The sequence below is a fragment of the Planomonospora alba genome (genome assembly GCF_039534085.1).
In the GTDB taxonomy this organism is placed as follows: domain Bacteria; phylum Actinomycetota; class Actinomycetes; order Streptosporangiales; family Streptosporangiaceae; genus Planomonospora_B; species Planomonospora_B alba.
On record NZ_BAAAUT010000005.1, the window covers coordinates 156061 to 180902 of the forward strand.

The 24842-nt window shown below is 72.0% G+C and carries 21 protein-coding genes; 9 read left to right on the top strand and 12 right to left on the bottom strand.

Going from position 1 to position 24842, the window contains the following annotated elements; all coding sequences use genetic code 11:
• Positions 1-54: 54 nt before the first annotated feature.
• Positions 55-2640 carry a phospholipase D-like domain-containing protein gene (locus ABD823_RS04500; RefSeq protein WP_344856189.1) on the bottom strand — a complete coding sequence of 862 codons (2586 nt, stop codon included), beginning with the start codon at positions 2638-2640 and terminating at the stop codon, positions 55-57.
• Positions 2637-4076, bottom strand: coding sequence for a hypothetical protein (locus ABD823_RS04505; protein ID WP_344856191.1), 1440 nt, complete (start codon positions 4074-4076; stop codon positions 2637-2639). Before ABD823_RS04505 ends, ABD823_RS04500 begins: the two co-directional genes overlap by 4 nt.
• Positions 4077-4379: 303 nt before the next feature.
• On the opposite strand from ABD823_RS04505, the gene ABD823_RS04510 reads away from it, so the two are divergent.
• Entirely contained in the window at positions 4380-4898 is a 519-nt protein-coding gene (locus ABD823_RS04510; RefSeq protein WP_344856193.1) for a DUF2199 domain-containing protein, read from the top strand.
• Positions 4899-5255: 357 nt separating this feature from the next.
• On the opposite strand, the gene ABD823_RS04515 is transcribed toward ABD823_RS04510, so the two are convergent.
• Positions 5256-5903 carry a hypothetical protein gene (locus ABD823_RS04515; RefSeq protein ID WP_344856195.1) on the bottom strand — a complete coding sequence of 216 codons (648 nt, stop codon included), beginning with the start codon at positions 5901-5903 and terminating at the stop codon, positions 5256-5258.
• Between the two features lie 96 nt (positions 5904-5999).
• Positions 6000-6830, bottom strand: coding sequence for a carbon-nitrogen hydrolase family protein (locus tag ABD823_RS04520; RefSeq protein ID WP_344856197.1), 831 nt, complete (start codon positions 6828-6830; stop codon positions 6000-6002).
• 175 nt (positions 6831-7005) lie between these two features.
• On the opposite strand from ABD823_RS04520, the gene ABD823_RS04525 reads away from it, so the two are divergent.
• The gene (locus tag ABD823_RS04525; protein WP_344856199.1) at positions 7006-8184 is read left to right on the top strand and encodes an HNH endonuclease; all 1179 of its coding nucleotides are present in this window, start codon (positions 7006-7008) and stop codon (positions 8182-8184) included.
• 118 nt (positions 8185-8302) lie between these two features.
• On the opposite strand, the gene ABD823_RS04530 is transcribed toward ABD823_RS04525, so the two are convergent.
• The 4 genes from ABD823_RS04530 to ABD823_RS04545 all read right to left on the bottom strand — a co-directional run bounded on the left by ABD823_RS04530 (position 8303) and on the right by ABD823_RS04545 (position 13553).
• The gene (locus tag ABD823_RS04530) at positions 8303-9340 is read right to left on the bottom strand and encodes an ADP-ribosylglycohydrolase family protein (RefSeq protein ID WP_344856201.1); all 1038 of its coding nucleotides are present in this window, start codon (positions 9338-9340) and stop codon (positions 8303-8305) included.
• A 266-nt stretch (positions 9341-9606) separates the two neighbouring features.
• Positions 9607-10827, bottom strand: coding sequence for an acyl-CoA dehydrogenase family protein (locus ABD823_RS04535; protein WP_344856203.1), 1221 nt, complete (start codon positions 10825-10827; stop codon positions 9607-9609).
• Between the two features lie 209 nt (positions 10828-11036).
• The gene (locus ABD823_RS04540; RefSeq protein WP_344856205.1) at positions 11037-11993 is read right to left on the bottom strand and encodes a glucosyl-3-phosphoglycerate synthase; all 957 of its coding nucleotides are present in this window, start codon (positions 11991-11993) and stop codon (positions 11037-11039) included.
• Between the two features lie 90 nt (positions 11994-12083).
• Positions 12084-13553, bottom strand: a complete 1470-nt coding sequence (locus ABD823_RS04545; protein WP_425566563.1) for a helix-turn-helix domain-containing protein — start codon at positions 13551-13553, stop codon at positions 12084-12086.
• Positions 13554-13901: 348 nt separating this feature from the next.
• On the opposite strand from ABD823_RS04545, the gene aceA reads away from it, so the two are divergent.
• The 4 genes from aceA (at position 13902) to ABD823_RS04565 (ending at position 16690) form a co-directional block, all read left to right on the top strand.
• Entirely contained in the window at positions 13902-15191 is a 1290-nt protein-coding gene (aceA, locus tag ABD823_RS04550) for an isocitrate lyase (RefSeq protein ID WP_344856207.1), read from the top strand.
• A 472-nt stretch (positions 15192-15663) separates the two neighbouring features.
• Positions 15664-15876 (top strand): hypothetical protein, encoded by a 213-nt coding sequence (locus tag ABD823_RS04555; RefSeq protein ID WP_344856209.1) that lies wholly within the window; start codon positions 15664-15666, stop codon positions 15874-15876.
• A 59-nt stretch (positions 15877-15935) separates the two neighbouring features.
• Positions 15936-16076, top strand: a complete 141-nt coding sequence (locus ABD823_RS04560) for a hypothetical protein (RefSeq protein WP_344856211.1) — start codon at positions 15936-15938, stop codon at positions 16074-16076.
• Positions 16077-16402: 326 nt separating this feature from the next.
• Entirely contained in the window at positions 16403-16690 is a 288-nt protein-coding gene (locus ABD823_RS04565) for an HU family DNA-binding protein (protein WP_344856213.1), read from the top strand.
• Between the two features lie 41 nt (positions 16691-16731).
• On the opposite strand, the gene ABD823_RS04570 is transcribed toward ABD823_RS04565, so the two are convergent.
• From ABD823_RS04570 to ABD823_RS04580, 3 genes are all read right to left on the bottom strand, one after another.
• Complete coding sequence (locus ABD823_RS04570) at positions 16732-17535, bottom strand: ABC transporter ATP-binding protein (RefSeq protein ID WP_344856215.1); 804 nt, start codon at positions 17533-17535, stop codon at positions 16732-16734.
• Positions 17536-17698: 163 nt separating this feature from the next.
• Complete coding sequence (locus ABD823_RS04575) at positions 17699-19402, bottom strand: serine/threonine-protein kinase (protein ID WP_344856217.1); 1704 nt, start codon at positions 19400-19402, stop codon at positions 17699-17701.
• Between the two features lie 397 nt (positions 19403-19799).
• On the bottom strand, positions 19800-20825 hold the full coding sequence (locus tag ABD823_RS04580; protein WP_344856219.1) for an alpha/beta hydrolase: 1026 nt from the start codon (positions 20823-20825) through the stop codon (positions 19800-19802).
• A 212-nt stretch (positions 20826-21037) separates the two neighbouring features.
• Here ABD823_RS04580 and ABD823_RS04585 point away from each other — a divergent pair, with 212 nt between their 5' ends.
• The 3 genes from ABD823_RS04585 to ABD823_RS04595 all read left to right on the top strand — a co-directional run bounded on the left by ABD823_RS04585 (position 21038) and on the right by ABD823_RS04595 (position 23642).
• The gene (locus ABD823_RS04585; RefSeq protein WP_344856221.1) at positions 21038-21985 is read left to right on the top strand and encodes an ABC transporter permease; all 948 of its coding nucleotides are present in this window, start codon (positions 21038-21040) and stop codon (positions 21983-21985) included.
• An 86-nt stretch (positions 21986-22071) separates the two neighbouring features.
• Positions 22072-22860 carry an ABC transporter permease gene (locus ABD823_RS04590; RefSeq protein WP_344856223.1) on the top strand — a complete coding sequence of 263 codons (789 nt, stop codon included), beginning with the start codon at positions 22072-22074 and terminating at the stop codon, positions 22858-22860.
• Positions 22861-22865: 5 nt separating this feature from the next.
• Positions 22866-23642: an ABC transporter ATP-binding protein gene (locus tag ABD823_RS04595; protein WP_344856226.1), complete on the top strand. Its 777-nt coding sequence runs from the start codon at positions 22866-22868 to the stop codon at positions 23640-23642.
• 79 nt (positions 23643-23721) lie between these two features.
• Here ABD823_RS04595 and ABD823_RS04600 read toward each other — a convergent pair whose 3' ends face one another.
• Positions 23722-24708 carry an NAD(P)-dependent alcohol dehydrogenase gene (locus ABD823_RS04600; protein ID WP_344856228.1) on the bottom strand — a complete coding sequence of 329 codons (987 nt, stop codon included), beginning with the start codon at positions 24706-24708 and terminating at the stop codon, positions 23722-23724.
• Positions 24709-24842 lie beyond the last annotated feature (134 nt).

Consider the following 24842-nt stretch of genomic DNA (forward strand, 5'->3'; position numbering starts at 1 on the left):
CCGAGCCGGCACGCCCTGAGGTGATCTCCGCGAGACGCCGGAGATCACCTCAGGTCAAGAGACCTGCTTCCGGAGGATGCGATCTCGCAGTTCGATCGGATCGAACCCGCAGTCGGCGAACACCTGGCGCACATGGTCGGGAGGCGTCTGGCTCATGTGGACCGTCCTGCCGACAAGGCCGGGGACGGAGGCGATGTCCGCCGAGGAGAAACGAGATTCAGGGCTCGCAGGCGGCATGATCCGGTAGAACCGCCAGGTGGAAGCGGGAAAGCCGAGGAGGACCAGCTCAGGTTTCCGCCAGGCGATCAACGTCCACTTTGTTCCGGTTCTGGCCAGGACCGCAGCAGATTCGCCGGATGCGCCGATACGGGTCGCCACCCGGGCCGCGACGGGCGTGGGATTGGTGAAGTCCCCGGTGATCTCCCACAGCCCGTCCTGTTCGGTGATCTCCCAGCCGTCGGCATCGATCTCGGCTCTGATCTCCGCGAAGGGGTCGTCGTCCGCGGCCAGATCGATGAGGCGGCAGAGCTCACTTCGGGATGCGACCCGGGCGTGAGGCTGTACGGGAGCGATGAGCAGGTCCTCCGCGAGATCGGGATCGGCCTCGGCGACCAGGGATTCGACCGCGGCCCAGGTGCGTGCGGCGAGGAGGTCGTTCGGCCCTCCGCTGGTGAGGGAGACGTCCTGACTCAGGAGTGCCATGCAGGTGGCGATGACGGCACACAGTCGTCCTCTGGTCTCAGCGGGCGCGTCGTCCGTGCCCGTAGGAACCAGGGTCCGGGTCAGTCGTCCGAGAGGTTCCCTCCAAGAGTCGTCGGACGAGTCCCACACCCCTGCGGCCAGCAGCTTCACATACATCCCGGCCACCAGCATGCGCAGCGGCAGCGGCGCGAGCCCATCGCTCTTGGTCACCGCATCCACCCACCGGCCGGCCCAGCGCCGGTACACAGGGCGCTTCGAGACGTCGATTTCCGGGTCGGTGCCGTCTTCCGTCGGGTCGTCTTCCTCTCCGGTCTCCCCGGTCACGCTCACGGTGACATTCCAGCGGGACAGGCGAGAGGAGTCAGGGAGCACCGCGACAGCCGGGCCGTAGACCAGGCCGGTGAGCGAGGCCCCGTAGATCTTGCCGCATTCCTCCAGGTGTGCGCTCCAGCGATCCTCGATCACCGACCGGGTCGCCGTGCCACTGGCGGAGTCGCCGGCCGGGCGGGTGCCGGAGCCATGTGACAAGATCTCCGCCAGGCGGATGAGATCGGCGTTGAAGCGGGCGGCCAGCTCGGCATCGGTGAAGACCTCCTCCACGGTGTACTCCCGGCGCAGACGTGGACCTCCGGTTTCCGCGACACGGCGAGCGCACCGCACCGGGTTGACCGCGAAAACAGGTGGGGACTGCACGACACGGCCATCGGCCATGACCATCTCCGCACGGACAACGGAACCGGATGCCTCCGGCACCGTGGACCGGAGTGTGACGTCGCCGGGAGGGATGACGCCTACCGTCTGCCAGGAGCCGGGAGAACCGTCTGGTGAGCTTTTGACCACGACGTCCGCCCTCTGGGGTTTCGCGAGGGTGACCTCCAGTCCCTTACCGTGTACCAACGCGCCGAGCAGGATCAGCGACGGAGAGGGCTGCGGTGTGCGGACGGTGGATCGGCCCACCATCGTCTCAGGTTCCGCGGCCGTCCCCTCGGGCATGAGGTCCTCCGGCAGAGGCGCCAGGATGGCGAGCTCGCAGTTGCCCCCCTCCGCGGTCGAAGCACACAGGGCGCTCCGGGTGAGATTCGGACTGCCGACGAGTCCGTACAGCCGTTCGCCGGTGCGCCACTGAACGAGCTTGCCGTGCCGTACGGTGCTCTCCTTCAGGGACCGCAGTTCCACGTCGTGGCCAGTCAGGACGGTGAGCAGCGCGTCACCGTCGTAGCTCGTCCAGCGGGGTTGCAGGCCGAGGACGGTGGACCGCGGCCGGAGACGGTCGATCAGGGTGCCTATCGCCTGCGCGTCGGTGAAGGGCGCGTACAGGCACAGCTCGTCCACGGGTCCGAGCGGAAGCCGGTGGAGGAACGCCTCATCCAGGTTGTCCAGCAGCCGTACCTGCGGGTCGACCTCCGCGGTCGGGCGGGTGGCGAGACCGGCGGCGATCTCGCGCAGGAGGTCGGCGGTCCACGGTGTCATCGACACCCGGTCGGCGTCGGCCAGTCGCCGCAGCCATGCTCCTGCCTGAGCGATCACCGGGTGAATGGCGCCGCCGGACGAGATGGCCACCGTCCACAGTTCGTCGTTGGCGCCCCATCCGGACATGGTGGGGTTGCCGGAGCCGACGGCCAGCCACACCTCGTCCTCCCCGATGAGCAGGGCGAGTTTGGGGTGGAACGCCCCTGCGCAGGTGACGAGGCTGTGCAGGTAGGAGCTTCCGGCCAGGCGCACGTCGATGGGGTCGTACAGGCCCTGGCCCGCGTCGCCGAGCACGGTGATCCGCGCGCCCAGTGTCCTGGCGGTGGGAATCGCGACCTGCTCCAGGAACGGCAGGTCAACGGTGAAGCCGAGCAGCAGGACCTCGTGCAGGGGTGCCTGGTCGGCGCGGTCGCGCCAGTCGTTGAGCAGCGACAGCGGGGAGGAGAAGCGCCACGTCGTCTGGTTCATGCCGTCAGTCCCAGCACTGTACGGGCTTCGTCGCTCACGGCCCAGCCCTTGTCATCCGTTCGCAGAAGACCGAGTTGGACCGCGAAGCCACCGAGCTGTTCGATGCGTGTGCCGACATCGCCGTCGCCCTCGTCGCTGGTCTTGAAGAAGCGGTCGTTGCGCTCGTGCACCCGGGAGAACAGCCGGAGTCGCTGCGTCACCGGATCGATCCGCATCTTGGCGCGGGCGACCCGCATCGCCTGTGCCAGCATGTCGTCCGCGAGACGCGCAGCCAGGTCCTTCAGGGAACGGCCGCGGTACTCCTCAGTCAGGAGATGGACCCAGGTGGGATCGAGGATCTCTCCCCGTCCGCGCCGTCGCGGCCCCAGAAACGTCTTCAGGGCGATGCCGGACAGTCCGCGGGAGCGCATCCCGCCCACCAGGAGCAGTTTGATGTTGGTCAGCGGTGCCCGCCGGTCGCCGTCGAGCAGTTGCCGCTCACGGGGATGCGGATGGCCCGAGCCGTCCTGCAGCGGCTGAAGTCCGTCGAGAGCCTTCGCCACGGTCACGTCCTCGACCTGGTCGGCGAGCCAATCCCGCAGTTCCTCCCGTGTCCGATCCGCCTCACCGTCCTCACTTCCCATCGAGGTGACCAAGGCTGCCCACAGTCGCCGCCAGGCACCCACCGAGTAGTGACGCAGTAACACCCCACGCCAGCCCTGACTCTGTTCGATCGACGACAGGACCGGATCACGGTCGATCTGATCATCGAAGGCCACGGCCGAGCGGAGCATCTCTTCGAACGAGCCGCCGTCGGTTCCGTGCAGTTCGACGGAGCGGGCCAGAATACGGAGAGTGGCTCGCCGGATCCGATCATCAGCTTCCCACTGATCTGGGTCGTGGAGACCTATGCGGGAGGCGGTGAACAGGTCCCTCATCCACGGAACCTCCGGTCGGCACTCCGAAGACAGGGCCAGATCGCCCAGTTCGGCCAAGTCCTGAGCCGACAGCGAGTCGGTCTCGGTGCGGGAGAAGAGCGGATCGAACAACTCCCGGACCTCCGATGGGCAGGGATGCCGTCCCGGCCGCAGGGCCCCGTTCTCGAGCACGACGGTGCCCAGGACCGTGCTCGGCCCGCCATACTGGGCCCAGAATCCCCAGGGTCGTGGTGAGTAGGAGGTCTGTCCATCGCTCGCGCCGCGCGCCACATCCAGCCGCTCACCGTTGAACGCTCGAACCCGGTCGATGCCGTGCGCGGGCCCCGGTGGGGTCTCCACCGGGATACCGAGGTGTGTCGCAGCCATGATGACCTCGCTCCGCCGCAGCAGCCGTCGGCACGCCTCACCGTCCAGGTTCCGCTCGGCGGCGTGAGCCGCCAGCGCCGCGTACAGGGCGTAGTAGCGGATGTAGCGGGTCACCGTGGACACGCCAGGTACGAGCACTTCCACGGCCTGCATGACCGGCGCCTCCACCGACAACGGATATCGGCCGGCCCGCTGATCAAGTCCTCGGACAGCCCAGTTCGGTCCAAGTACAGCCATCACATGACCATCACAGCACAAAGCCTTCTTCGAGATCCGATACTCGGTGGATTCTGTTCACTACGCACCGTCTCCGGCAATACAGGTGATGCCATGACCCTGGCCGAAGTTTCTGCGTTCCGGCGAACCGCGGTCCCGCGCACACCGGAACCCCCGAGCACGTCACAGACGCCATAGAGGAGACGGCCCGATCTCGACCCCTTCGCTACGCTGACGCCCGTGTCGACTGATTCCGGTTTCACCTGCTCCTGCTGCGGCCGGCGCCATGACGAGCTCCCACTCAGCTACCACATGCCCGCACCCGCCTACTGGAGCCCCGAACTGGCCGACGCGCCCGACAGCGTCCTCTCCTCCGACCAGTGCGTGATCGCAGGAGAGCACTTCTTCGTCCACGGCCTCGTCGAGATCCCCGTCATAGACACGGCCGAGACGTTCACCTGGGGCGTGTGGGTCTCACTGAGCCCGGACAACTTCACACGGATGGGCCGGCTGTGGGAGACCCCGGGCCGCGAGACTGAACCTCCGTACTTCGGCTGGCTCTCCTCCGAGCTGCCGGCCTACGAACCGACGACGCTCAACCTCAAGACCAACCTCCACACCCGGCCGGTCGGACTACGCCCGGCCGTCGAACTGGAGCCCACCGACCACCCCCTCGCCGTCGAGCAGCGGGCCGGCATCACCCGCGCCCGCGTCCGGGAACTGGCCGAACTGCTCCTGCACCCCGAACATCAGGAATAGGGCCATCCGTGTGCGGACATAGTCCCGGCCCCGTGCGGGATCCGGCTCCGGCGGTCTCGGGCCGGACACGGTGATGCGGCCCAGCGCCCGCGGGGACGACGGGTTACCCGGCGAGGGGCGGAAGCTCGGCTGCTTCAACGACGACACCCCCGATGACGTACCCGACTCGGTCACGTGGACGGGGCCGGGTTCGATCGGGATCCGGGGTGGCCGACAGGTGAGCATTCCCCATGACCTCGAACCCCGCATCAGGACGGCCTCAGACCACCGCCGCTCCCGATTGCCGACAGCGGCCCCGTGAGCATCGTCGGCCGGCCGGCGCCGCCTCCGGACAGCCTGCCCACCCGGTCCCGCAGGTCAGGACGGGGCATCCAGGGAGTAGATCCGCTCGCGCAGCAGCCCGGCGGCCTCCTCCAGACCGGTCCCGAGATCGAACCAGACCCGGTCCCGCCGCCCGCCGGGCCGGTCCAGCCCGGCCGCGGCCCAGGAGAACACGCCCTGCAGCACCGAACGCTCCCCGCCGGGCGGGCGGACCGACAGCGCGAACGGCAGTGCCAGCGCGGCCCGCACGACCACGACCTTGTCCGGATCATCCGGGTCGCGCCGCCCTCCGGTGAGGAACTCGGGCGCACCGAGGACCTTGACCCACTCCAGGACCGAGCCGGGCACCTGCTCGCCGAGGATCTCCTCGATCGATCCACGGACCGCCGCGGCGGGATCGTCTCCGAGCCAGCCCAGCCAGTGGTCCGGGTCGGTCAGCGGGGTGAAGTCGTCGCGCACCGGCCCGTGCCGGGGGTTGGGCTCGTACTCCCCGGTGGGGCGGCCGTCGTCGCCGACCCGCCACGCGCCCGCGATCGCCTCGGGCGGCACGTACCCGTCCGGGTCCGCGACCTGCTCGGGATCGATCGCGTACACCCAGCCACCGGGATGGTCCGCGGCGGCGGCCACCACACCCGGCGGAGGCTCGCGCCACTCCCGGGCGGACTCCGGCGAGAAGATCCCCATGGCCGATTCCTCCAGGAACAGGGTGAGCCGGTCGGGTCGATCCTGCCACGGGCGCGGGGACCGTGACCCCCTCGGGACCCTCGCCCCTGCCGGGGGCTACCGGCCCGGTCGGCGGCGCCCGCCCTCGCGATCGTCCGGTCCGTCCGGTCCGCCGTGGTAGCGCGACTCCAGGACGTCGTCGCGCCGCTGGCCGAGATACCAGTCGGAGACGGCCGCCAGGTCGATGGTCGCGCGCAGCACCGCCCGCTGGCCGCCGGCCGTCTCTGCGACGACCTCGCCCCGCGGTGAGACGATCATCGTCGGGCAGTGCGAGGCCGCGTCGGCGGCGTTGGCGGCCAGCAGCCAGCGCTGGTTCTCCGCCGCCCGGCTGACCAGATGAGCCCGCCACACGCCAGGGGGTTCATCAGGGTTGGCCGCGTGGGTGAGGTAGGCGAACACCTGCGCGCCGGAACCCACCAGGTGCCGCCACTGCTCGGGGAAGCGGATCTCCCGGCAGATCTGCACGCCCACGTCGACGGCGCCGCCCGCACAGGCGAGCCGGTGGACGGGGAGATCCGATCCGGCGCCCAGCACGCCGCGCTCGCTGACCGCCAGGTTCACCTTCCGGTACGGCCTGCGCGCCCCGCCGGGGGTGACGACCAGCGCCCCGTTCCACCAGCGATCATCGCTGTACAGCAGTGAGCCGCAGATCAGATGGACACCCGTCCGCCGGGCCAGGGCCGCCAGTTCACCCGCGGCCGCGTTCAGCTTCGCGGGGTCGAGCCGGTCCAGCGGCGACAGGTCCGCGCCGTAACCGGACAGTGCGCCTTCGGGCAGGACCACCAGGTCGTCCCCGGCGCAGGACTCGACCACCCGGGCGATCTCGGCCAGGTTCTTCTCGACGTCCCAGGTGACCGGGATCTGGGCGACGGCCGTACGCAGGAGCATGAGCCGCGACGGTAGCACCACCGGCGCTCAAGCGATCATCCGGGCCCGTCCGACGGTGGCCTCACCTGCGACCGCGGCGCACCGGCCGGTGACGCCGTCGCACCAGAAACCGGACCCGCTCTTTCACCCCGGTACGGGAAGTAGATCCAGCGATAAGCCCAGATAGGATCACAACGTGGCGCTTTCCGATCTCCGACGTGAGATGGTGCTCGACGCCATCGCCGAGTACGACCTGCTGGGCCGTGACGCCTTCCTCGAGCGGTACGGCTACGGCCCCGCGCGCGACTACTTCCTCCTCCATCAGGGCAGGCGGTACGACTCCAAGGCGATCGCCGGCGTCGCCCACCGCGGTGTCGGCGGCAGGCCCCTGCGCGCCGACGAGTTCTCCGGCGGCAACGCCACCGTGGCCCGCGCCCTCATCCGCCTCGGCTTCGAGGTGACCACACCGGGCACCGCCATCGACAGGCACTCCGTCGAAGACCTCCTCCAGAAGATCAACTCGCTCAGGACCGCCACCTCCCCGGTGACCCGCGCACCGAAACGGCACCAGCCGCTGACCCTGCTGTGGGCGATCGGCCGGGCGGTCCGCGGTGAGGAACGCCTCACCTCCTGGCAGACCACCTCCGCGGAACTCCGAGCGCTCATCGAGGAGTTCGGTCTCGACGACGACCGGCCCAACCCCGAGTTCCCCGTCCTGCGGCTCCACCACCACGGCCTGTGGGACCTGCCCGGCCACACCGACGCACCGCCCGCCAGCGGCCAGGTCGCGCAGCGATGGATGCGAACACACCATCCGGACAGCGGACTGCAGGCCTGGGTGCACGACCTCGTCACCGCGCAGGAGAACGTCCGCGCGCAGATCGTGGTGCGGCTGCTCACCGTCTACTTCCACGGCGTCGACCTCAACGCGCTCCTGGCCCGAGTCGGCCTGGCGCCGGACGGTGGATCGCCGGCACCCGGTCGGCGCGAGATCACCACGACCCGCGCGATCCGCGACTCTCTCCTCTCCGAGCAGGTCAAGCGCGCCCACGACCACCATTGCCAGATCTGCGGCACCCGCCTCGCCCTCCGCCAGGGCTTCTACGCGGAGGGAGCGCACATCCGCCCGCTCGGCCGGCCGCACGAGCCGGGCAACCTGCTGTGCCTGTGCCCCAACCACCATGTCCTGTTCGACCGGGGAATGATCACGATCCAGGACGACCTGACCATCGTGGACATGGTCTCCGGCAACCGCCTGGGCACCCTCCGGCTCGCCCCGAACCACGAGATCAGCCCGGAGCATCTCACCTATCACCGCAGAAACATCGGGCCCGCCCACGGAACCGAGGACCGTACTGCTCCCTCGGCCCTCTGATCCACGACCTCCGGAGACCGCGGGCCGGTCGGCGATCACCCAAGCGGCCGGTGGGATCCGCGTCCTGCCCGTCGCCCGCAGTTTCGCGGCCCGGCAGCGCAGCGAGGCTCCGTGATGATCACCATCCTGGGTAGCGGTCCCACCAGAACGGATCCTTCGGAGGCCCGTACCCGTCACCGGCGGGACTCTCGGTGATCTGCAAGGCCAGGTCACGGGCAAGCGTGTCCATGACCCACGCCAACTCCAACCTGCTGATCAGCTCGACCGGCCATACATCGACGCCGTGCAACGCTCCGAGCAGGGCACCGGCGACGACGGCGACGGAGTCGCCGTCAGGAGCCGTGGCGGCGAAGGCCAGAGCCTCCATCGCCTCACCCGGAGCAGGGTAGGAGGCCGCGACGTACACACCGCCCGACAGCGCCGCCGACGCCGTGGCATCGGGTGCGACCTGCGCCAGCCGGGCCTTCTGCCGGGGCGCCTGCCGCACATGGCCAAGAGCCTCGTGGACCATGCCAAAGAGCCACGCCACGTGCGGCAGCCGGATCAGGTCGGGTTCGAGCCCTGTCGCCTCCTCAAAGGTGGCCATGCTCAGACACCGCGCGGCAAGAACCACCGCTGCCGCGGTCGGATGACCAGCGTGCAACTCCCCGTGGGTCAGCGCGGCCACATCCCGGGCGAGGTCGGCCAGCTTATCCGCGGTGAGCTTGCGATGTAGCGCGGCCATGGGCAGTGCCCTGGTCAGGGCATGGCAGCCGAAGCTGGATGAGGGCTGCGTGTCAGCGCCGGTCAGCGCCTTGACGGTGGCGGGCGCCGATCCGCGTCGCTCCCGCAGTATCGATACATCGGCGAGCCACCCGTCCGGCCACTTTTCCCCCTCTATGCACTTCTGGTGCCGTTTGTGGAGCTGGATGCCCTGCAGGGCGGCCCACCGGCAGTAGGCGTGCCAGACCACCGACGGCGGATGGCAGACACCCTTGTGCTCGCCGCGGATCCAGGCGCGGATGATCCCGTCGATCGTGAAGGCCGCCAGCTGGGTGCTGACCCCGGCCCGGATGGGCCCGGAGGCGGGTACCACCCCGCGGCCGACGCTGTCGCCCAGCGCGAGGCCCAGCACCAGGCCGCGGACCCGGTTGGCCCAGGTAGCGGGTCCACTCATCGGTCGCCTTCCCGGGGACCGGCGAGAGTGCCCCTGTCACCATCGGCTTGCCTGCACGTTGACGCCACAATACTCACATACATCGCAAAGCCGACATTCACCGCTCACCGCGAGACAGAGGAGAACATCACTCTCCGTGACGATCGGACCGGGCCGCCACGCCAGGGGATGATCTCCCCCGAGGCAAGGCCGGATGCTCTGACGGAACAGCGACGGAACAGGGGCCGGAACCGGGGCCTCACACCATGATCAGAAAACCGGACATTCTAGCGAACGGGCAGGCCAGTGACGGCGCGGCCGATGATCAGGCGCTGGATCTCGGACGTGCCCTCGAAGATGGTGTAGATCTTGGCGTCGCGGTGGAAGCGCTCGACCGGATGCTCGCGGGTGTAGCCGGCGCCGCCCAGGATCTGGATCGCCTGCTCGGTCACCCACACGGCCGTCTCCCCCGCCACCAGCTTGCACATCGACCCCTCGGCCTGGTCGAACGGGCGGCCGTTGCGGGCCATCCAGGCCGCGCGCCACGTCATCAGCCGGGCCATGTCGACGCGGGTGGCCATGTCGGCGAGGAGGAAGGCGACGGCCTGGTTCTCACCGATCTTGCGACCGAACTGCTCGCGCTCGCGGGCGTAGTCACGGGCGTACTCGTAGGCGGCGCGGGCGATGCCGACCGCCTGGGCGGCCACCGACGGCCGGGTCGTCTCGAAGGTGCGCATGGCCGCCTGCTCCCGGGCCCGGCCGCCCTCGCGGACCCGCGCCAGCCGGGCGTCCAGTTTCTCCTTGCCGCCGAGCAGGCAGGAGCCGGGAATCCGGACGTTGTCGAGCACGACCTCGGCGGTGTGGGAGGCGCGGATGCCGTGCTTCTTGAACTTCTGGCCCATCGACAGACCGGGGGTGCCCGGCGGGACGACGAAGGAGGCCTGGCCCCGGGTGCCCAGTTCGGGGTCGACGGAGGCGACGATGACGTGCACGTTGGCGATGCCGCCGTTGGTGGCCCAGGTCTTGACGCCGTTGAGGATCCAGTCGCCGGTGGCCCCGTCGTGGACGGCCCGGGTGCGGATGGAGCCCACGTCCGAGCCGGCGTCGGGCTCGGAGGCGCAGAAGGCGCCGAGCTTGACGTCGTCGGGGGTGCCGAACATCTGCGGGAGCCACTCCCCCAGCTGCTCGGGGGTGCCGGCGGACGAGAGCGCGGCGGCGGCCAGGCCGGTGCCGACGATGGACAGGCCGATCCCCGCGTCACCCCAGAAGAGCTCCTCGAAGGCCACCGCCAGGCCGAGGCCCGTGGGCTCGAAGGACTGCTGGGCGAAGAAGTCGAGAGAGTAAAGACCGATCTTGGCCGCCTCCTGGATGATCGGCCAGGGCGTCTCCTCCCGCTCGTCCCATTCGGCACCGGCCGGGCGGACGACCGTGCGGGCGAACTCGTGCACCCAGTCGCGTACCTCGCGCACGTCGTCGCTCAGTTCCGGGCAGAAGCCGGTCTCGCTCATCGTCCACCCCTCCAGGCAAGGGTTACCACCGGTAACACCCCTACCTTACTGGTCGGTAGAGCCTCCCGCGCAAGCACCCCGCCCTCTCCCGTACGGCCGGTTCCTCACCGTCCCCGCACCGGGGGCGGTGAAACGGCCACCGCGCCCGCCGGCGGGGCCGGCGGGGCCGGCGGGGCCGGATGCGCGGGCGGGCAAGGCGTGCGGGCCGGTCAGAGGCGCGGGCGGGAGCCGTACCCGGGGACGGTGACCATGGGCGGGCGCTCGGCGACGGCCACGTCCCGGACCGTCGCCCGGTGGCCGCCCCGCTCCCTGCGGAACTGCGCCAGAGTCGGCGCCGGCGTGTGCAGGGGGACCATCTTCCCCTGGCGCTCCAGCCGGGACCACGAGGTCTGCATGATCTGCGCGGCCATGCCGCCCAGCGCCTCGACGGACTGGTGGGAGTGGATCCTGCGGCCCAGGTCGACCTGGGCCAGCGCGTCGAGGCCGCACAGCTCCAGCAGGTCGATCAGGAGCCCGAGCTCCACCCCGTACCCGGTGACGAACGGGACGCGCTCCAGCACCGAGCGGCGCCCGGCGTACTCGCCCGCCAGCGGCTGGACGAACCCGGCCAGCCGCGGCCAGTGCAGGTTGAGCAGCGGCCGCGCGACCAGCTCGGTGACCCGCCCGCCGCCCGCGTGGGCGTCGGCCAGCGGCCGGTCGTAGCAGCCCTTGACGTAGGCCACGCCGGGGTCGGCCAGCAGCGGGCCGAGCAGGCCGGTCACGAAGGAGGTGCGGAACTCCCGCAGGTCGGCGTCGACGAAGACCAGCAGGTCGCCGGAGGTCGCGGCGAGGGACTTCCACAGCGCCTCCCCCTTGCCGTCCAGCGGCTTGAGGTCCGGCAGGATCTCGTCCTGCGCCACCACCCGGGCCCCGGCCGCCGCCGCGCGCGCGGCGGTGTCGTCCGTCGAGCGGGAGTCGATGACCACGAGCTCGTCGACGAGCGGCACCGCCTCCATCAGCTCGCGCCGGATCGCGGTGACGATCTCCCCGACGGTCGCGCCCTCGTCGCGGGCGGGCAGCACGACGCTGACCGTGGTGTCCCCCCGGGCCTCCAGCAGCCGCGCCAGAGGCCAGTCGGCCGAGGAGGACGTACGGCTGCGCAGCCATGCCTCCACCTCAGGCAGCACAGTTCTTCCTCCCCATTGCCCCGGAATGCACGGGTATACACCCTATGCCGCACCGCGGCACGCCCGATCACCGGCCGGGCCGGTCCCCGGTCACCGGGCGGCGTGGCGCTCCAGGAAGGTGTAGACGTCGGCCTCGTCCACGCCGGGGAAGGAGCCGGGTGGGAGCGCCGCGAGGATGTGGGAGTTGGCGCGCGCCGAGGGCCAGGCGTAGCCCTCCCAGCGCTGGGCCAGCTCGGCGGGCGGCCGCCGGCAGCAGTCGCCGTTCGGGCACTCGGACTTGGTGCGGACGGTGGTCTCCCGGCCGCGGAACCAGCGCGACTCGCGGTACGGAACGCCGAGCGTGATGGCGAAGTCCCGCTCGCGGCTCGGGTCGACGTGCGCCACGCAGAAGTAGGTGCCGGTGGGCGAGTCGGAATACTGGTAGAAGACCGAGAAGCGGTCGGGCGACAGGAAGACCTGACGGCCCGACCACTGCACGCACATGCGCTGGCCCTCGATCGCGCCCTGCTCGTCGGCGGGGAAGACGATGCCGTCGTTCTCGTAGGCCTTGTAGATGATCCCGCCGGCGTCGTTGCGGACGAAGTGGCAGACCAGGTCCAGATGGTGCGTGGCCAGGTTGGTGAAGCGGTGCGCGGCCATCTCGTAGGAGACGGCGAACACGTCGCGCAGGTCCTCCACGCTGAGCGCGCGGTCCTGCTTGGCCTCCTTCAGGTACGGCACGGCTGCGGCCTCGGGCACGAGCACCGCGGCGGCGAAGTAGTTGGCCTCGGTCCGCTGGCGCAGGAAGTCGGCGAAGTCGCGCGGCTTGTGGTGGCCGAGCGCCAGGTGGCCGAGCGTCTGCAGCAGGATCGTGCGCGGCGTGTGCATGCCGAGCTGCTCGTGCTTGACGTAGATGCGCCGGTTGCGCAGGTCGGTGATCGAACGGACCGTCCGGGGCAGGTCCGGGACGGTCTGCACGGTGTAGCCGAAGTGGGTGACCAGCGCCTGGACGGTGCTCTGCGACAGCGCTCCGGAGCGGTAGCCGACGGCGGACAGCGCCTCGGCCGCGGCCTTCTCGATCTCGGCGAAGTAGTTGCCCTGCTCGCGCTGCTTGCGGCGGAGCTCGGCGTTGGCGGCGCGGGCGTCCTCGGGGGTGGCCGTCCCCTTGGCCTGGCGGGCGCGCAGCTCGCCGTAGAGGCCGAGGATGTGCTCGAGCACGTCGTTGGGCACGCGCGCGGAGACCTTGAGCCGGGGCAGGCCGAGACCGGCGTAGACGGGGTCGCGCTGCGCCTCCTCCAGCGCCATCTCCAGCTGTGCGCGCCGGTTGGGCGCCTGGCGGCGGAGCAGCTCCTCCACCGGGACGTTCAGCGCGGACGCCAGGGACTTCAGCAGCGAGAGCTTCGGCTCGCGCTTGCCGTTCTCCAGCAGGGAGAGCTGGCTGGGCGCCCTGCCCACGCGCTCTCCCAGGTCGGACAGGGTGAGACCGCGCTGCTTGCGCAGGTGGCGCAGGCGCTGACCGAAGGCGATGAGGTCGAGCTCCTGCGTCAAAGAAAGCGGTTCTTCTCCGACCAGAGGTGTCATGACCCGATCCTAAGCGAAATTTCTGCCCATCTTCCACAGCGGCGACCCGCATCACCAGGTCAGGGACGGGTATCCCCCGATCCCGCCCCGGCTCCGCGCCGACGCCGGCGCGCCCGCCGCGCGACGGGCACGCCGGCCACCGGCGGCGCCCTCCGCCGCGAGCTGGACCACACACTCGATTGGTCTAGTCCATAGCGAAAACTCTGAACTTCTTCTCTCCCGAATACCGGCGAGTATTGCATAGGGCAGAAAAAATCGCAATCTTTCCGAGAAAAGTGTCTTGTTTGCACGTTTCGCCGGGGCACAGACTCAGGGCAAGGCATCCCAGGGGACGACAAGGAGTGAAAAATGAACGATCGCCTCAAGGGAGCCGCAGAGGAACTGCGGCGTGAGTGGGAGACCAACCCCCGCTGGAAGGGCATCGAGCGCACCTACACCGCCGAGGACGTCGTGCGGCTGCGGGGCTCGGTCCAGGAGGAGCACACTCTCGCCCGGCTCGGCGCGGAGCGGCTGTGGAACCTGCTGCACACCGAGGACTACGTCCACGCCCTCGGCGCGCTCACCGGCAACCAGGCCGTCCAGCAGGTCAAGGCCGGCCTGAAGGCCATCTACCTGTCCGGCTGGCAGGTCGCCGCGGACGCCAACCTCGGCGCGCAGACCTACCCGGACCAGAGCCTGTACCCGGCCAACTCGGTCCCGGCCGTCGTGCGCCGCATCAACAACGCCCTGCTCCGCGCCGACCAGATCACCTGGTCCGAGGGCGACGAGAACGCGCCGCACTGGCTCGCCCCGATCGTCGCCGACGCCGAGGCCGGCTTCGGCGGCGTGCTCAACGCCTTCGAGCTGATGAAGGGCATGATCGCTGCCGGTGCCGCCGGCGTGCACTGGGAGGACCAGCTGGCCTCCGAGAAGAAGTGCGGCCACCTCGGCGGGAAGGTCCTCATCCCGACCGGCCAGCACATCAAGACCCTCAACGCGGCCCGTCTCGCGGCCGACGTGGCGGGTGTGCCGTCTCTGATCATCGCGCGGACCGACGCCCAGGCCGCGACCCTGCTGACCAGCGACGTCGACCCCCGCGACCAGAAGTTCGTCACCGGCGACCGCACCGCCGAGGGCTTCTACCGGGTCCGCAACGGCGTCGACGCCTGCATCGCCCGCGGCCTGGCCTACGCGCCCCACTCCGACCTGCTCTGGATGGAGACCTCCACTCCGGACCTGGACGTGGCCCGCGAGTTCGCCGAGGCCATCAAGGCGCAGTACCCGGACCAGATGCTGGCCTACAACTGCTCGCCGTCGTTCAACTGGAAGAAGCACCTGGACGACTCGACCATCGCCAAGTTCCAGCGCGAGCTCGGCCACATGGGCTACAAGTTCCAGTTCATCACGCTGGCGGGCTTCCACTCGCTGAACTACTCGATGTTCAACCTCGCCCAGGGCTACGCCAACGAGGGCATGACCGCCTACGTGGAGCTGCAGGAGGCGGAGTTCGCCGCCGAGTCCCGCGGCTACACCGCCACCCGCCACCAGCGCGAGGTCGGCACCGGATACTTCGACCTGGTCAGCACGGCCATCGCGCCGGACTCCTCCACCACGGCCCTGAAGGGCTCCACGGAGGAGGAGCAGTTCGAGGCTCACTGATCCGAGGAAGGACGGAGCGGAGGTCCCGCACGCCGGGCAGGCGACGGCTGCTCTCAGGGCATGCGGAGCCCGCCCACCCAGCCCGGCGAACCCCGCCTGAAGCGGGTCCACCGCCCCGTCCCGTCCCCCGGGCTCGGACGCCTTGACCAGGACGAAGACCCCGCCTCCTTCCCCCCAGGGAGGCGGGGTTCCTCGTCTTCCGGGGTTCCTCGTCTTCCGGTGTTCCTCGTCCCCGGTGTTCCTCGTCTCCCGGTGTTCTCCGCCCGCCCCGGGGCCCGCCTCCCCGCCGTCGGCGCCGTGCCGGCCCGGGCCCGCGGGTCCGGTCCCGGGTGCCCGCCGTACGGCCCGGCGCCTCAGCGTGAATTCGGGAATGCCATGGTTCTTACGGAGATTTGCGCAGTCATCGGCATTCCATCGTTATATGCCCCACGGGTTACCCCGTTCTTACCTATTGCTCCCTAGCCTCGGCCTTATGGGGATCTGGCTGGGACCGAACGGCATCGAGGTCGAGGCGCTCGTGATGAACGATCGACCGTGCCTGCGGATCACCCGCCTGGTGGGCGGGAAGCGCACGCTCGTGGCCGACTGCGCCGACGTGCGGGAGGTGAGCCGGTACGTGGACCTGGCGGAGCTGGTCATGGCCGACGACGACGAGCGGCAAAGGTTCGGCCACGTCACCGCGTGATTCGGCATGGCCGTGAACTTCCGTGCACGACGGGGCGTCGGTGTAGTCAGGGAGGCCCGATGGAAGTGAAGATCCCGGACGGCCTCGCCGACGAGGACCTCCGGCTGGAGCTCCTCCTCGTCGAGGCCCTGCGGTGGGAGGCGGAGCGACTGGCCGCCGGATCCGGCCGCCCGCCGTTCCCGCCGCCGCGACACCGCTGAGACGGCCCGCGCGCCCGAGCCCCTCCCGCGAGGGGCACCGGATGCCCGCCGCCCCCGGACCGGGGGCGGCGGGCATCCGCCGTTCCGGCCCGGTACGGCATGCGGGGACCGTACGGGCACCCCGCCGTGTTCTGTGCGGAAGGGCACGACGAGGGCCCGGTCATCAGCCCTCCCCACCCATCTGACGGTTTATGCCTCTGTATGGAGAAATAGTCCGTAAAGTCGGATTCCATGGCGCGGGAACCGGCGTCCCGGCCCCGCGGGGGATGAAACAGACCGGAAGGTCCCCGTAGTGTTGGGCCTCCCGGGCATCTCAGGAAGAGGACATGAACAAGCGCGAGCTGATCGAGAAGGCCGCGGCGGAGGCGGGCCTCACCCGGCGGCAGACCGCCGCGGCGCTGGACGCGATCCTGGACACCATCCAGCACGCCGTGGCGAGCGAGGAGAAGGTGGCGATCCCCGGTTTCGGCTCCTTCGAGATCGTGCACAAGCCCGCCCGGACGGGGCGCAACCCGCAGACCGGCGAGCCGCTGGAGATCGCCGAGACCTGGACCGCCAAGTTCAAGCCCAGCCCCGGGTTCATGGGGCTGATCCGCCAGCGCAAGAAGGACTGACCGGCCCCGGCGGACCGCCACCGGCGGTCATCCCCGGCGGGTCACCCCCGCGCCGCGCGGGCGGTCCACCTGCCGTCCAGGCGCTCGACCCGGAGCGGGCGGCCGAAGCACTCCGACAGGTGCCCGGCGGTGAGGACCTCCTCCGCCGGCCCCGCCGCCTGGATGCGGGCCTCCCGCATCAGCAGGGCGTGCGTCGTGGTGGCCGGCACCTCCTCCAGGTGGTGCGTGACGGTGACCGTGGTCAGCGCGGGCCGCGCCGTCGCGAGCTCCTCCAGCGCGGTGATCAGGTCCTCGCGGGCAGGCAGGTCGAGCCCGGCGAACGGCTCGTCCAGCAGCAGGACCACCGGGTCGGCCATCAGCGCCCTGGCCACCCGGATCCGGGCCCGCTCCCCCTGCGAGCAGACGCGGAAGAGCCGGTCGCCCAGGTCCTTGCAGCCCATGTCGGCCAGGAGCCGGTGGGCCCGCTCGTGCTCGGCGGGACCGTAGCGCTCCCAGAGCGGGGCGCTGGTCCCGGTGTATCCGGTGAGGACGACGGTGTGCGCGGTGGCGCCCTCCTCCTCCAGCAGTTCCTCGTCGACGAGCCGCCGGCTGGCCGCGACCAGGCCGATGCGGCGGCGCAGCTCCCGCAGGTCCACCCGGCCCAGCCGCTGGCCGAGGACGGTGACCGTGCCCTCGCTGGGGTGCCGGACGGCGGCCGCCAGCGACAGCATCGTCGTCTTCCCCGCCCCGTTGGGCCCGAGCACCACCCAGTGCTGGCCGTACTCCACCCGCCAGTCGACGTCCGCCAGCAGCGTCCGGCCCACGACCCGGACGCCGACACCGCTCAGTTCGACCGCTCCCGGCACAGCCTCCCCCTCCCCCTCCGATTCGCGCCGTTCACCCTAACCGATGCGCCCGCCACCGCACGGGGACGCCGGCCCCCGCGCTGGACCGCCGGCCGCCGTACACGGCACCGGGGCGTCAGCGTGCGCGGGGGACGCGCGACCCGGCGGGGAAGCCCGTGCGTCCTCAGCCGCCGATCTGCACCGAGGGCCCCGGGGCCGGGGAGGCGGTCGCGCTCGCCGTGGTGGAGGCGCTCGGAGACTGTGACGGGCTCTCGCCGTCACCGGTCTGCGGGATCCGGGTGAAGGACGGCTCCGCCCCGCCCGTCGGCGTCGGGCACCGCCCGCCGGGACCCGGCCGCGCGGCCCCGTCGCCCGCATCCGTGTCCGCGCACGGCCGAGGCTCCTGCGGCCCGCCGCCCCCGCCCCCGCGTCCGCCGCGCCGCTCCCGCGGGCTCCGCGGGCCGCCCTGGGCCGGCGGCTCCTCCCGGTCGCCGGTGACCTGCGGCGCCGCAACGGTCCGCGTCGCGGTGACGGTGGTCTCCAGCGGTACGGTCGGCACCGCCGGCCGCACCCGGCCGTCCCGGGGCCGGGACGCGCCGGAGGCCGTGCCTCTGGCCGGGTCGTCGGCCGGGATCACCAGCGGCACGTGCTCGGGCTGCCGGACGTCGCCGTCCGCGCCGTGGCCGCCGCCGTTCCCGGCCGCGACCACGGCGAGCGCCGCAAGGGAGAGCGTGGCCAGCGCCGCCAGGCCCGCCTGAGGCAGATGGACCCCGCCGCGGGGCCCGGCCCGGCGGGACGGCCGGGCCGGGGGTGCGGACCCGTCCGGGTCCTGCCGCCCTCCCCCGCCCCGGCGACCGGTCCCCGGGTGGACCGCCGGCCGGGCGGGACCCGCGAAGGCCCGCGGACCCGGCCGTACGGCGGAGCCCGCGAAGGCCCGCGGATCCAGATGGGCGGGGACGGCCGGGACCGGCCCGCCGGGCACCGGGAACGGGTCCCGGTCCGGGGGCGGGTGGGGAACCGGCGTCCAGATCTCCGCCAGCACCCCGGCGACCGCCGCGCGCAGGTCCGACGGGGCGCCGATCCCGCCCGCGGCGAGCAGCGCGCCCAGCAGGTCGGTCGCGGAGGGCCGCCGGGCGGGCTCCTTCTCCAGGGCCGCCGCCACGATCGGGCGCAGCAGCGCAGGCACCCGGGAGAGGCCGGGCGGCTCGACCAGGATCCGCCGGGTCAGCACGTCGGGCTCGCCCGCACCGAACGGGTGGTGGCCGGTCGCCGCGTAGGCGACCAGGCAGCCCCAGGAGAAGACGTCCGAGGCGGGCAGCACCCGGCCTCCGGTGAGCCGCTCCGGGGCGACCCAGCCGGGGCTCCCCATGACCTGCCCGGCCTCGGTGTGCGCGGCGAGGCCGTCCACGTCCCTGGCGATCCCGAAGTCGATCACCCGGGGGCCGGCCGGTGAGAGCAGCACGTTCGCCGGCTTCAGGTCGCGGTGGACCAGCCCGGCCCCGTGCACCGCCGTCAGCGCCGCGGCCACGCCGAGGGCGGCGCCGTAGGCGAGGTCGGGGGTGAGCGCGCCCCGGGCGGCCACCACCTGGGAGAGCGAGGGGCCGGGGACGTACTCCGTGACCAGGTAGGGCCGTTCCCGGTCGGTGCCGTCCTCGATCACCGCGGCGGTGCAGAAGGGCACCACCCGGCGGGAGAATTCCACTTCCTCCGCGAAACGGGCGCGGAGCGTGGGATCGTCGAGGTGCACCGGGTGCGGTGTCTTGATCGCGACCACCCCGCCGCGGGGGTGCTCGGCCAGGTAGACCACGCCCATGCCGCCCGCCCCCAGGCGGCCGAGCAGGAGGTAGCGGCCGATGATGACCGGGTCCCCCACGGTCAGCGGCCGCACACCAGGGGGTGTCCCGTTCTCGGGGCCGGTTCCGCCACGTGCCATCCGGATCGAGCCTCTCGTGCGCGCGCTACGGCAAGCACACTGTGACCGGAGGGCGAGGGCCTTCGCCGCCGACCCGTCGGAAGGGGTATGGCCGGTAAGCCGAATGATCCCTCAAGGTAAGTAACCGGTGGGACCGGAGGGGCGGCGTGTTCCGCCGTGGCCTGCGGGGACGGCGCCGCGCGCCCCGCAGCGGCGCGCCCGCCGGACGGCACTGACCGCACGGACCGCGCCGCCGCGCGGACCGCCCGGACGGCACTGACCACACGGGCAGCCGGGCGGCGCAGACCGCGCGAGCCACACGGACCGCCCGGACCGCCCGGCGGGCGGCGGAGCCGGCCGGGAGCGGGACCGGTCAGGCGGCGGCGGAGCCGGCGTCCGTCTCAGGATCCGCGGCCGGCAGGTCCCCGGTGGACGGGCCGTGCCCGGCGAACGCCCCCGCTGCGCCCAGGAAGCGGGCGATGTGCCGGAACGCCTGGCGCGCCTCGGGCAGGACGTCGGCCAGGATCGGGAAGACGTGCGGCATGTGCCGCCACTCCTCGTAGGTCACCGGGACGCCCGCCTGGCGGGCCCGCGCGGCGACCCGCCGGCCCTCGTCGCGCAGGACCTCGGTGGAGCCTGTGACGATCATCAGCGGCGGCAGCCCCGCGTAGTCGCCCAGCACCGGGGAGACCAGCGGGTCCCGGGCGTCCAGGCCGGAGGTCCAGCGGCGGGCGAGCCAGTCGACGCGGCTCGCCGGGATCAGCGGGTCGGCGAACCGGTTGGCCCGGCGCGGGGTGTCGGTGAGGTCGGTCCACGGGGACAGGCACACCGCGGCGGCGGGCAGCGGCAGCCCGCGGTCGCGCAGCGCCAGCAGGGACGCCAGCGTGAGGTGGCCCCCTGCGGAGTCGCCCGCGAAGACGACGTCCTCGGGGGCGTATCCCCGCTCCAGCAGGGACAGATAGGCGGCGACCGCGTCCTCCAGCGACTCGGCCAGCGTGTGCACCGGGCCCTGGCGGTAGTCGACGGCCAGCACCGGGCGCCGGGCCGCGGCCGACATGCGCCAGGTGATCGGCCGGTGGGTGGCCGGGGAGCAGACGAAGTAGGCGCCGCCGTGGAAGTAGAGCAGCGCCTTGTCCTCCTCGAGTTCCCGCCCGGCGCGGACCCACTCCGCCTCGCACCCCGCGACGGTCTCCTCCTCGACGGTCACGTGCCGGGGCGGCCGGAGCGGGACCCTCTTGGCGAGGGAGACGATCCTGGAGGCGGCGACCACGCTGGCGTCCGAGCGCAGCAGCAGCCCGGAGAGCGGCTTGAAGGTGCCCCGCATGATCGTGGTGAGCGCCACGGCCTGCCAGCTGACCGGGTAACCGGGGCAGACGTCGACATCGATCCCGTCGTGCATGCGGGCACCTCCTTGGCAAGGAGGATGCCCTTTAGAACTTCCTTCTACCATTCCTTGGGCATATCGCGATGGTTACGGCTGTGTCACGCGTCACACGGCCTGCCAGCAGGCGTGAAGCCTCGACGCGGCCGCCGGCACGGCCCGTCCGGCCGCTCCCCGGGGAACGACTGCGGCAGCCGAGCACGGCGGCCGAGCGCGGTGAGGGAGCGGTCTTGAGAGGCGGCCCGCGGATAACCCGTTGCCGCGTCCCCCGGCGGCGAGGACAATGGCTCGGGCTCCCGTCCGGGGCCCGGCCGTCCCGTCCGCGGGCCCGTTCCGCACCCGGCCGCCCGCGCCGGCCGATCCGAGCCCGCAGAGCCGCCCAGGAGGTCGTCTTCCTGCTCTACGCGCGCGTCGCCGCCTACGGTTTCCGCCGCCACTCCGCCTACCGCGCCGCCGCCCTCGCCGGGGCCTTCACCAACACCGTCTTCGGCGTCCTGCGCGCCTACGTCCTGATCGCCCTCTGGGAGGCCCGCCCCGGCCTCGCCGGATACGACGTGGCCGACGCCGTCACCTTCTGCTTCCTCAGCCAGGCGTTCATCGGTCCCATGCAGGTCTTCGGCGGCGGGCTCCAGCTCGCCGGGCGGGTGCGCAGCGGGGAGGTCGCCGTCGACCTGCTCCGCCCGGCCTCCCTGCAGCTGTGGAGCCTCGCCGACGACCTGGGCCGTGCCGCCTACCTGTTCCTGCTCCGGAGCCTGCCGCCGACGTTCCTCGGCGCCGCGCTGTTCGGCGTCGTCGTGCCGGTCTCCGCCGCGGCCTGGGCGTCCTTCACCGCCGCCTTCGCCCTCGGCGTGGTCGTCAGCTTCGCCTGGCGCTACCTGATGGCGCTGGCGTGCTGCTGGATCGTCGACGACCAGGGCGTGCAGTCGCTCTCGCTGGTGCTGACGCTCTTCCTCAGCGGCATGGTGCTGCCGCTGAACCTGTTCCCCGGCTGGTTGGGCACGCTGGCGCAGTCCCTGCCCTGGGCGGCGATGGTCCAGGTGCCCGCCGACGTCTACCTCGGCAAGCGGGACGTGCTGGAGGCGCTCGGCTTCCAGGTCCTGTGGGCGGCGGCGCTGCTCTCCCTGGGCGCCCTCGTCACCCGCGCCGCCCGCCGCAAGGTGGTGGTCCAGGGTGGCTGACCCCGCGGCGTCCCCGCCCGCCCGGGCCGGGAGCGCGGTCGCGTCCCCGCCCGCCCGCGCCGTCCGGCCGGTCCGGGAGGCCGCCCGTGGTTAGGACCTACCTGCTGCTCGCCTGGACGTGGCTGCGCGCCTCGGCCCAGTACCCGGTCTCGCTGGCGATGCTGACGCTCGGCTCCTTCGCGGTGAACGCGCTGGACGTCGCGGCCGTCTGGGTCGTCTTCCAGCACACCGAGACGCTGGCCGGGTTCGGCCTGGCCGAGGTCATGTTCCTGTACGGCACCGCCGACATGGCGTTCGCCCTGGCCGACATGCTCTTCGGCAACGTCGACCGGCTCAGTGCGCACATCAGGGCCGGCAGCTTCGACGTCATGCTGATCCGGCCCGCGGGCACGTTCGTCCAGATGGCCACCGACCGGTTCGGCGTGCACCGCCTCGGCCGCCTCGCCCAGTCGGCGGTGGTGCTCGGCATCGCCCTGCCCGCGCTGGAGCCCGGCTGGGATCGGGCGTGGATGATCCCCGTGATGATCACGTGCGGGGTGGTCATCTTCGCTTCGGTCTTCACGCTCGGCGGAGCCCTGCAGTTCCTGCTGACCGACGCGCCCGAGGTGGCCAACGCCTTCACCTACGGCGGCAACGCGCTCACCCAGTACCCGCTCAACGTCTACGGCGAGCAACTGGTCAAGGCGGTGACGTTCGTCGTGCCGCTGGCGTTCGTCAACTGGCAGCCCGCCCTGTACGTGCTGGACCGGCCCGACCCGCTCGGCCTGCCGCACTGGCTGCGCTTCGCCGCGCCGCTCGCCGCCCTGCTGCTCGCCCTGGCCGCCGCGGCGGCCTGGCGGGCGGGCATCCGCCGCTACCGTTCCACGGGGAGTTGAACCGCATGATCGAAGTCGACCGGGTGGGGCGTTCCTTCACCGTCGGCCGGGGCCGGGCCAGGCGGACGGTGCACGCCGTACGGGACCTGTCGTTCACCGTCGGGGCCGGGGAGTTCGTCGGTTGTCTCGGGCCGAACGGCGCGGGCAAGTCCACCACCATCAAGATGCTCACCGGCATCCTCGCGCCGACGTCGGGGCGGCTGCGGGTGGCCGGGCTCGACCCGACGCGGCGCCGTACGGTGCTGGCCCGCCGGATCGGGGTGGTCTTCGGGCAGCGGACGACCCTGTGGTGGGACCTGCCGCTGAAGGACAGTTTTCAGCTGATCCGGTACCTTTACAAAGTAGATCGGAATGATTTCCGGCGGCGGCTGGACGAGCTGACCGGCCTGCTGGAGCTCGGCCCGTTCATGGACACCCCGGTCCGCCAGCTCAGCCTCGGTCAGCGCATGCGCGGCGACGTCACCGCGGCCCTGCTGCACGACCCCGCCGTGCTGGTGCTGGACGAGCCCACGATCGGCCTCGACGTGGTGAGCAAGGTCGCCATGCGCGACTTCCTGCGCCGCCTCAACGCCGAGCGCGGCACGACGGTCCTGCTCACCACGCACGACCTCGGCGACATCGAGAAGCTCTGCCGCCGCGTCATGCTCATCGACCGCGGCCGGCTGGGCTTCGACGGCACCCTCGACGAGCTGCGCGCCACCGCCCCCGGCGAGGAGTCGCTGGAGGACGTCGTCGCCCGCCTCTACACCGGGCCCGCCCCGGACGCCCCCGCCCCCCGGTGAGGGTCCGGCGAGGGCCCGGCTCGTGCGGGTGGGTACGGATGGGCGGGGGCCGGTCCCGCCCGGCCCCGTCCGGCCTCCGTCAGACCGTGATGACGACCTTCCCCGTGGCGTGCCCCCGCTCCTGGTAGGCGACGGCCGCCGGGATCTCCTCGAACGGATGGCTGCGGTCGATGACCGGGACGAGGCGCCCGTCCTCGATGAGCCCGGTCAGCGTCATCAGGTTCCGCCTGTTCTCCGTGCACCGGACCACGTCCGTCAGGACCGTCCGCTGCGAGACGAGCCGTGACACCACGAGCGCCGAGAGGATGCGGCCGACGGGCTGCAGCCACCGGCCGCCCGGCCCGCCGACGATGACGAGGCTCCCCCCGGGAGCGAGCACCCGCCGGTACGCCCGCGCCGGGTGGCCGCCCGCGACGTCCAGCACCAGGTCGTGGCGCCGCCCGCCGCGGGTGAAGTCCTCCTCGGTGTAGTCGACGACCTCGTCCGCGCCGAGCGATCGCACCAGTTCCACGTTCCGGGTGCCGCAGACGGCGGTGACCCGCGCGCCGAACGCCCTGGCGAGCTGCACGGCGAACGTGCCCACGCCTCCCGAGGCCCCGTTGACGAGGACGCTCTGCCCCGGCCGGACCCGTCCGTCGTCGCGCAGGCCCAGCAGGGCGGTGCAGGCCGCCAGCGGTACCGCCGCCGCCTGCTCGAACGACAGGTTCCGCGGTTTCGGCGCCAGCTCCGCGGCCCGGACGCAGGCGTACTCGGCGAAGCCGCCCTGCTTGGGCATGCCGTACACCTCGTCGCCGGGGCGGAACTCCGTCACATCCCTGCCGACCGCCTCGACCCGCCCGGCGAGGTCGGCGCCCAGGACGCGGATCTTCGGCCTGCGCAGCCCGGGGCCGCCGCCCATCAGGCGCGCGATGTACGGCTCCCCTCTCATGAGGTGCCAGTCGTAGGGCTGGACGGAGGTGGCGAGCACCCGGACCAGCACCTCGTCGTCGGCGGGCACGGGCCGGTCGATCTCGGTGAGCTCCAGTGCGTCGGGTGAGCCGTACGAGTGCAGGACGAACGCCTTCATGGGATTCCTCTCATCCGCAGTGCGCGCGGGCGCCGGCCGCGGCGCCGGTCCGCCGGGGACCACCGCGCCCGCGGGCCGGCCGGGCCGGGGCCGGGGCCGTGGCCGGGGCGGGGCCGGGCGGGCCGGGGCGGGCA

What these genes read in the sequence shown, in the direction of transcription:
- ABD823_RS04500 (WP_344856189.1), bottom strand. Translation starts at nt 2,640, where the DNA reads ATGAACCAGACGACGTGGCGCTTCTCCTCCCCGCTGTCGCTGCTCAAC.
- ABD823_RS04505 (WP_344856191.1), bottom strand. Translation starts at nt 4,076, where the DNA reads ATGCAGGCCGTGGAAGTGCTCGTACCTGGCGTGTCCACGGTGACCCGC.
- ABD823_RS04515 (WP_344856195.1), bottom strand. Translation starts at nt 5,903, where the DNA reads ATGGGGATCTTCTCGCCGGAGTCCGCCCGGGAGTGGCGCGAGCCTCCG.
- ABD823_RS04520 (WP_344856197.1), bottom strand. Translation starts at nt 6,830, where the DNA reads ATGCTCCTGCGTACGGCCGTCGCCCAGATCCCGGTCACCTGGGACGTC.
- ABD823_RS04530 (WP_344856201.1), bottom strand. Translation starts at nt 9,340, where the DNA reads ATGAGTGGACCCGCTACCTGGGCCAACCGGGTCCGCGGCCTGGTGCTG.
- ABD823_RS04535 (WP_344856203.1), bottom strand. Translation starts at nt 10,827, where the DNA reads ATGAGCGAGACCGGCTTCTGCCCGGAACTGAGCGACGACGTGCGCGAG.
- ABD823_RS04545 (WP_425566563.1), bottom strand. Translation starts at nt 13,553, where the DNA reads ATGACACCTCTGGTCGGAGAAGAACCGCTTTCTTTGACGCAGGAGCTC.
- aceA (WP_344856207.1), top strand. Translation starts at nt 13,902, where the DNA reads ATGAACGATCGCCTCAAGGGAGCCGCAGAGGAACTGCGGCGTGAGTGG.
- ABD823_RS04555 (WP_344856209.1), top strand. Translation starts at nt 15,664, where the DNA reads ATGGGGATCTGGCTGGGACCGAACGGCATCGAGGTCGAGGCGCTCGTG.
- ABD823_RS04560 (WP_344856211.1), top strand. Translation starts at nt 15,936, where the DNA reads ATGGAAGTGAAGATCCCGGACGGCCTCGCCGACGAGGACCTCCGGCTG.
- ABD823_RS04565 (WP_344856213.1), top strand. Translation starts at nt 16,403, where the DNA reads ATGAACAAGCGCGAGCTGATCGAGAAGGCCGCGGCGGAGGCGGGCCTC.
- ABD823_RS04580 (WP_344856219.1), bottom strand. Translation starts at nt 20,825, where the DNA reads ATGCACGACGGGATCGATGTCGACGTCTGCCCCGGTTACCCGGTCAGC.
- ABD823_RS04595 (WP_344856226.1), top strand. Translation starts at nt 22,866, where the DNA reads ATGATCGAAGTCGACCGGGTGGGGCGTTCCTTCACCGTCGGCCGGGGC.
- ABD823_RS04600 (WP_344856228.1), bottom strand. Translation starts at nt 24,708, where the DNA reads ATGAAGGCGTTCGTCCTGCACTCGTACGGCTCACCCGACGCACTGGAG.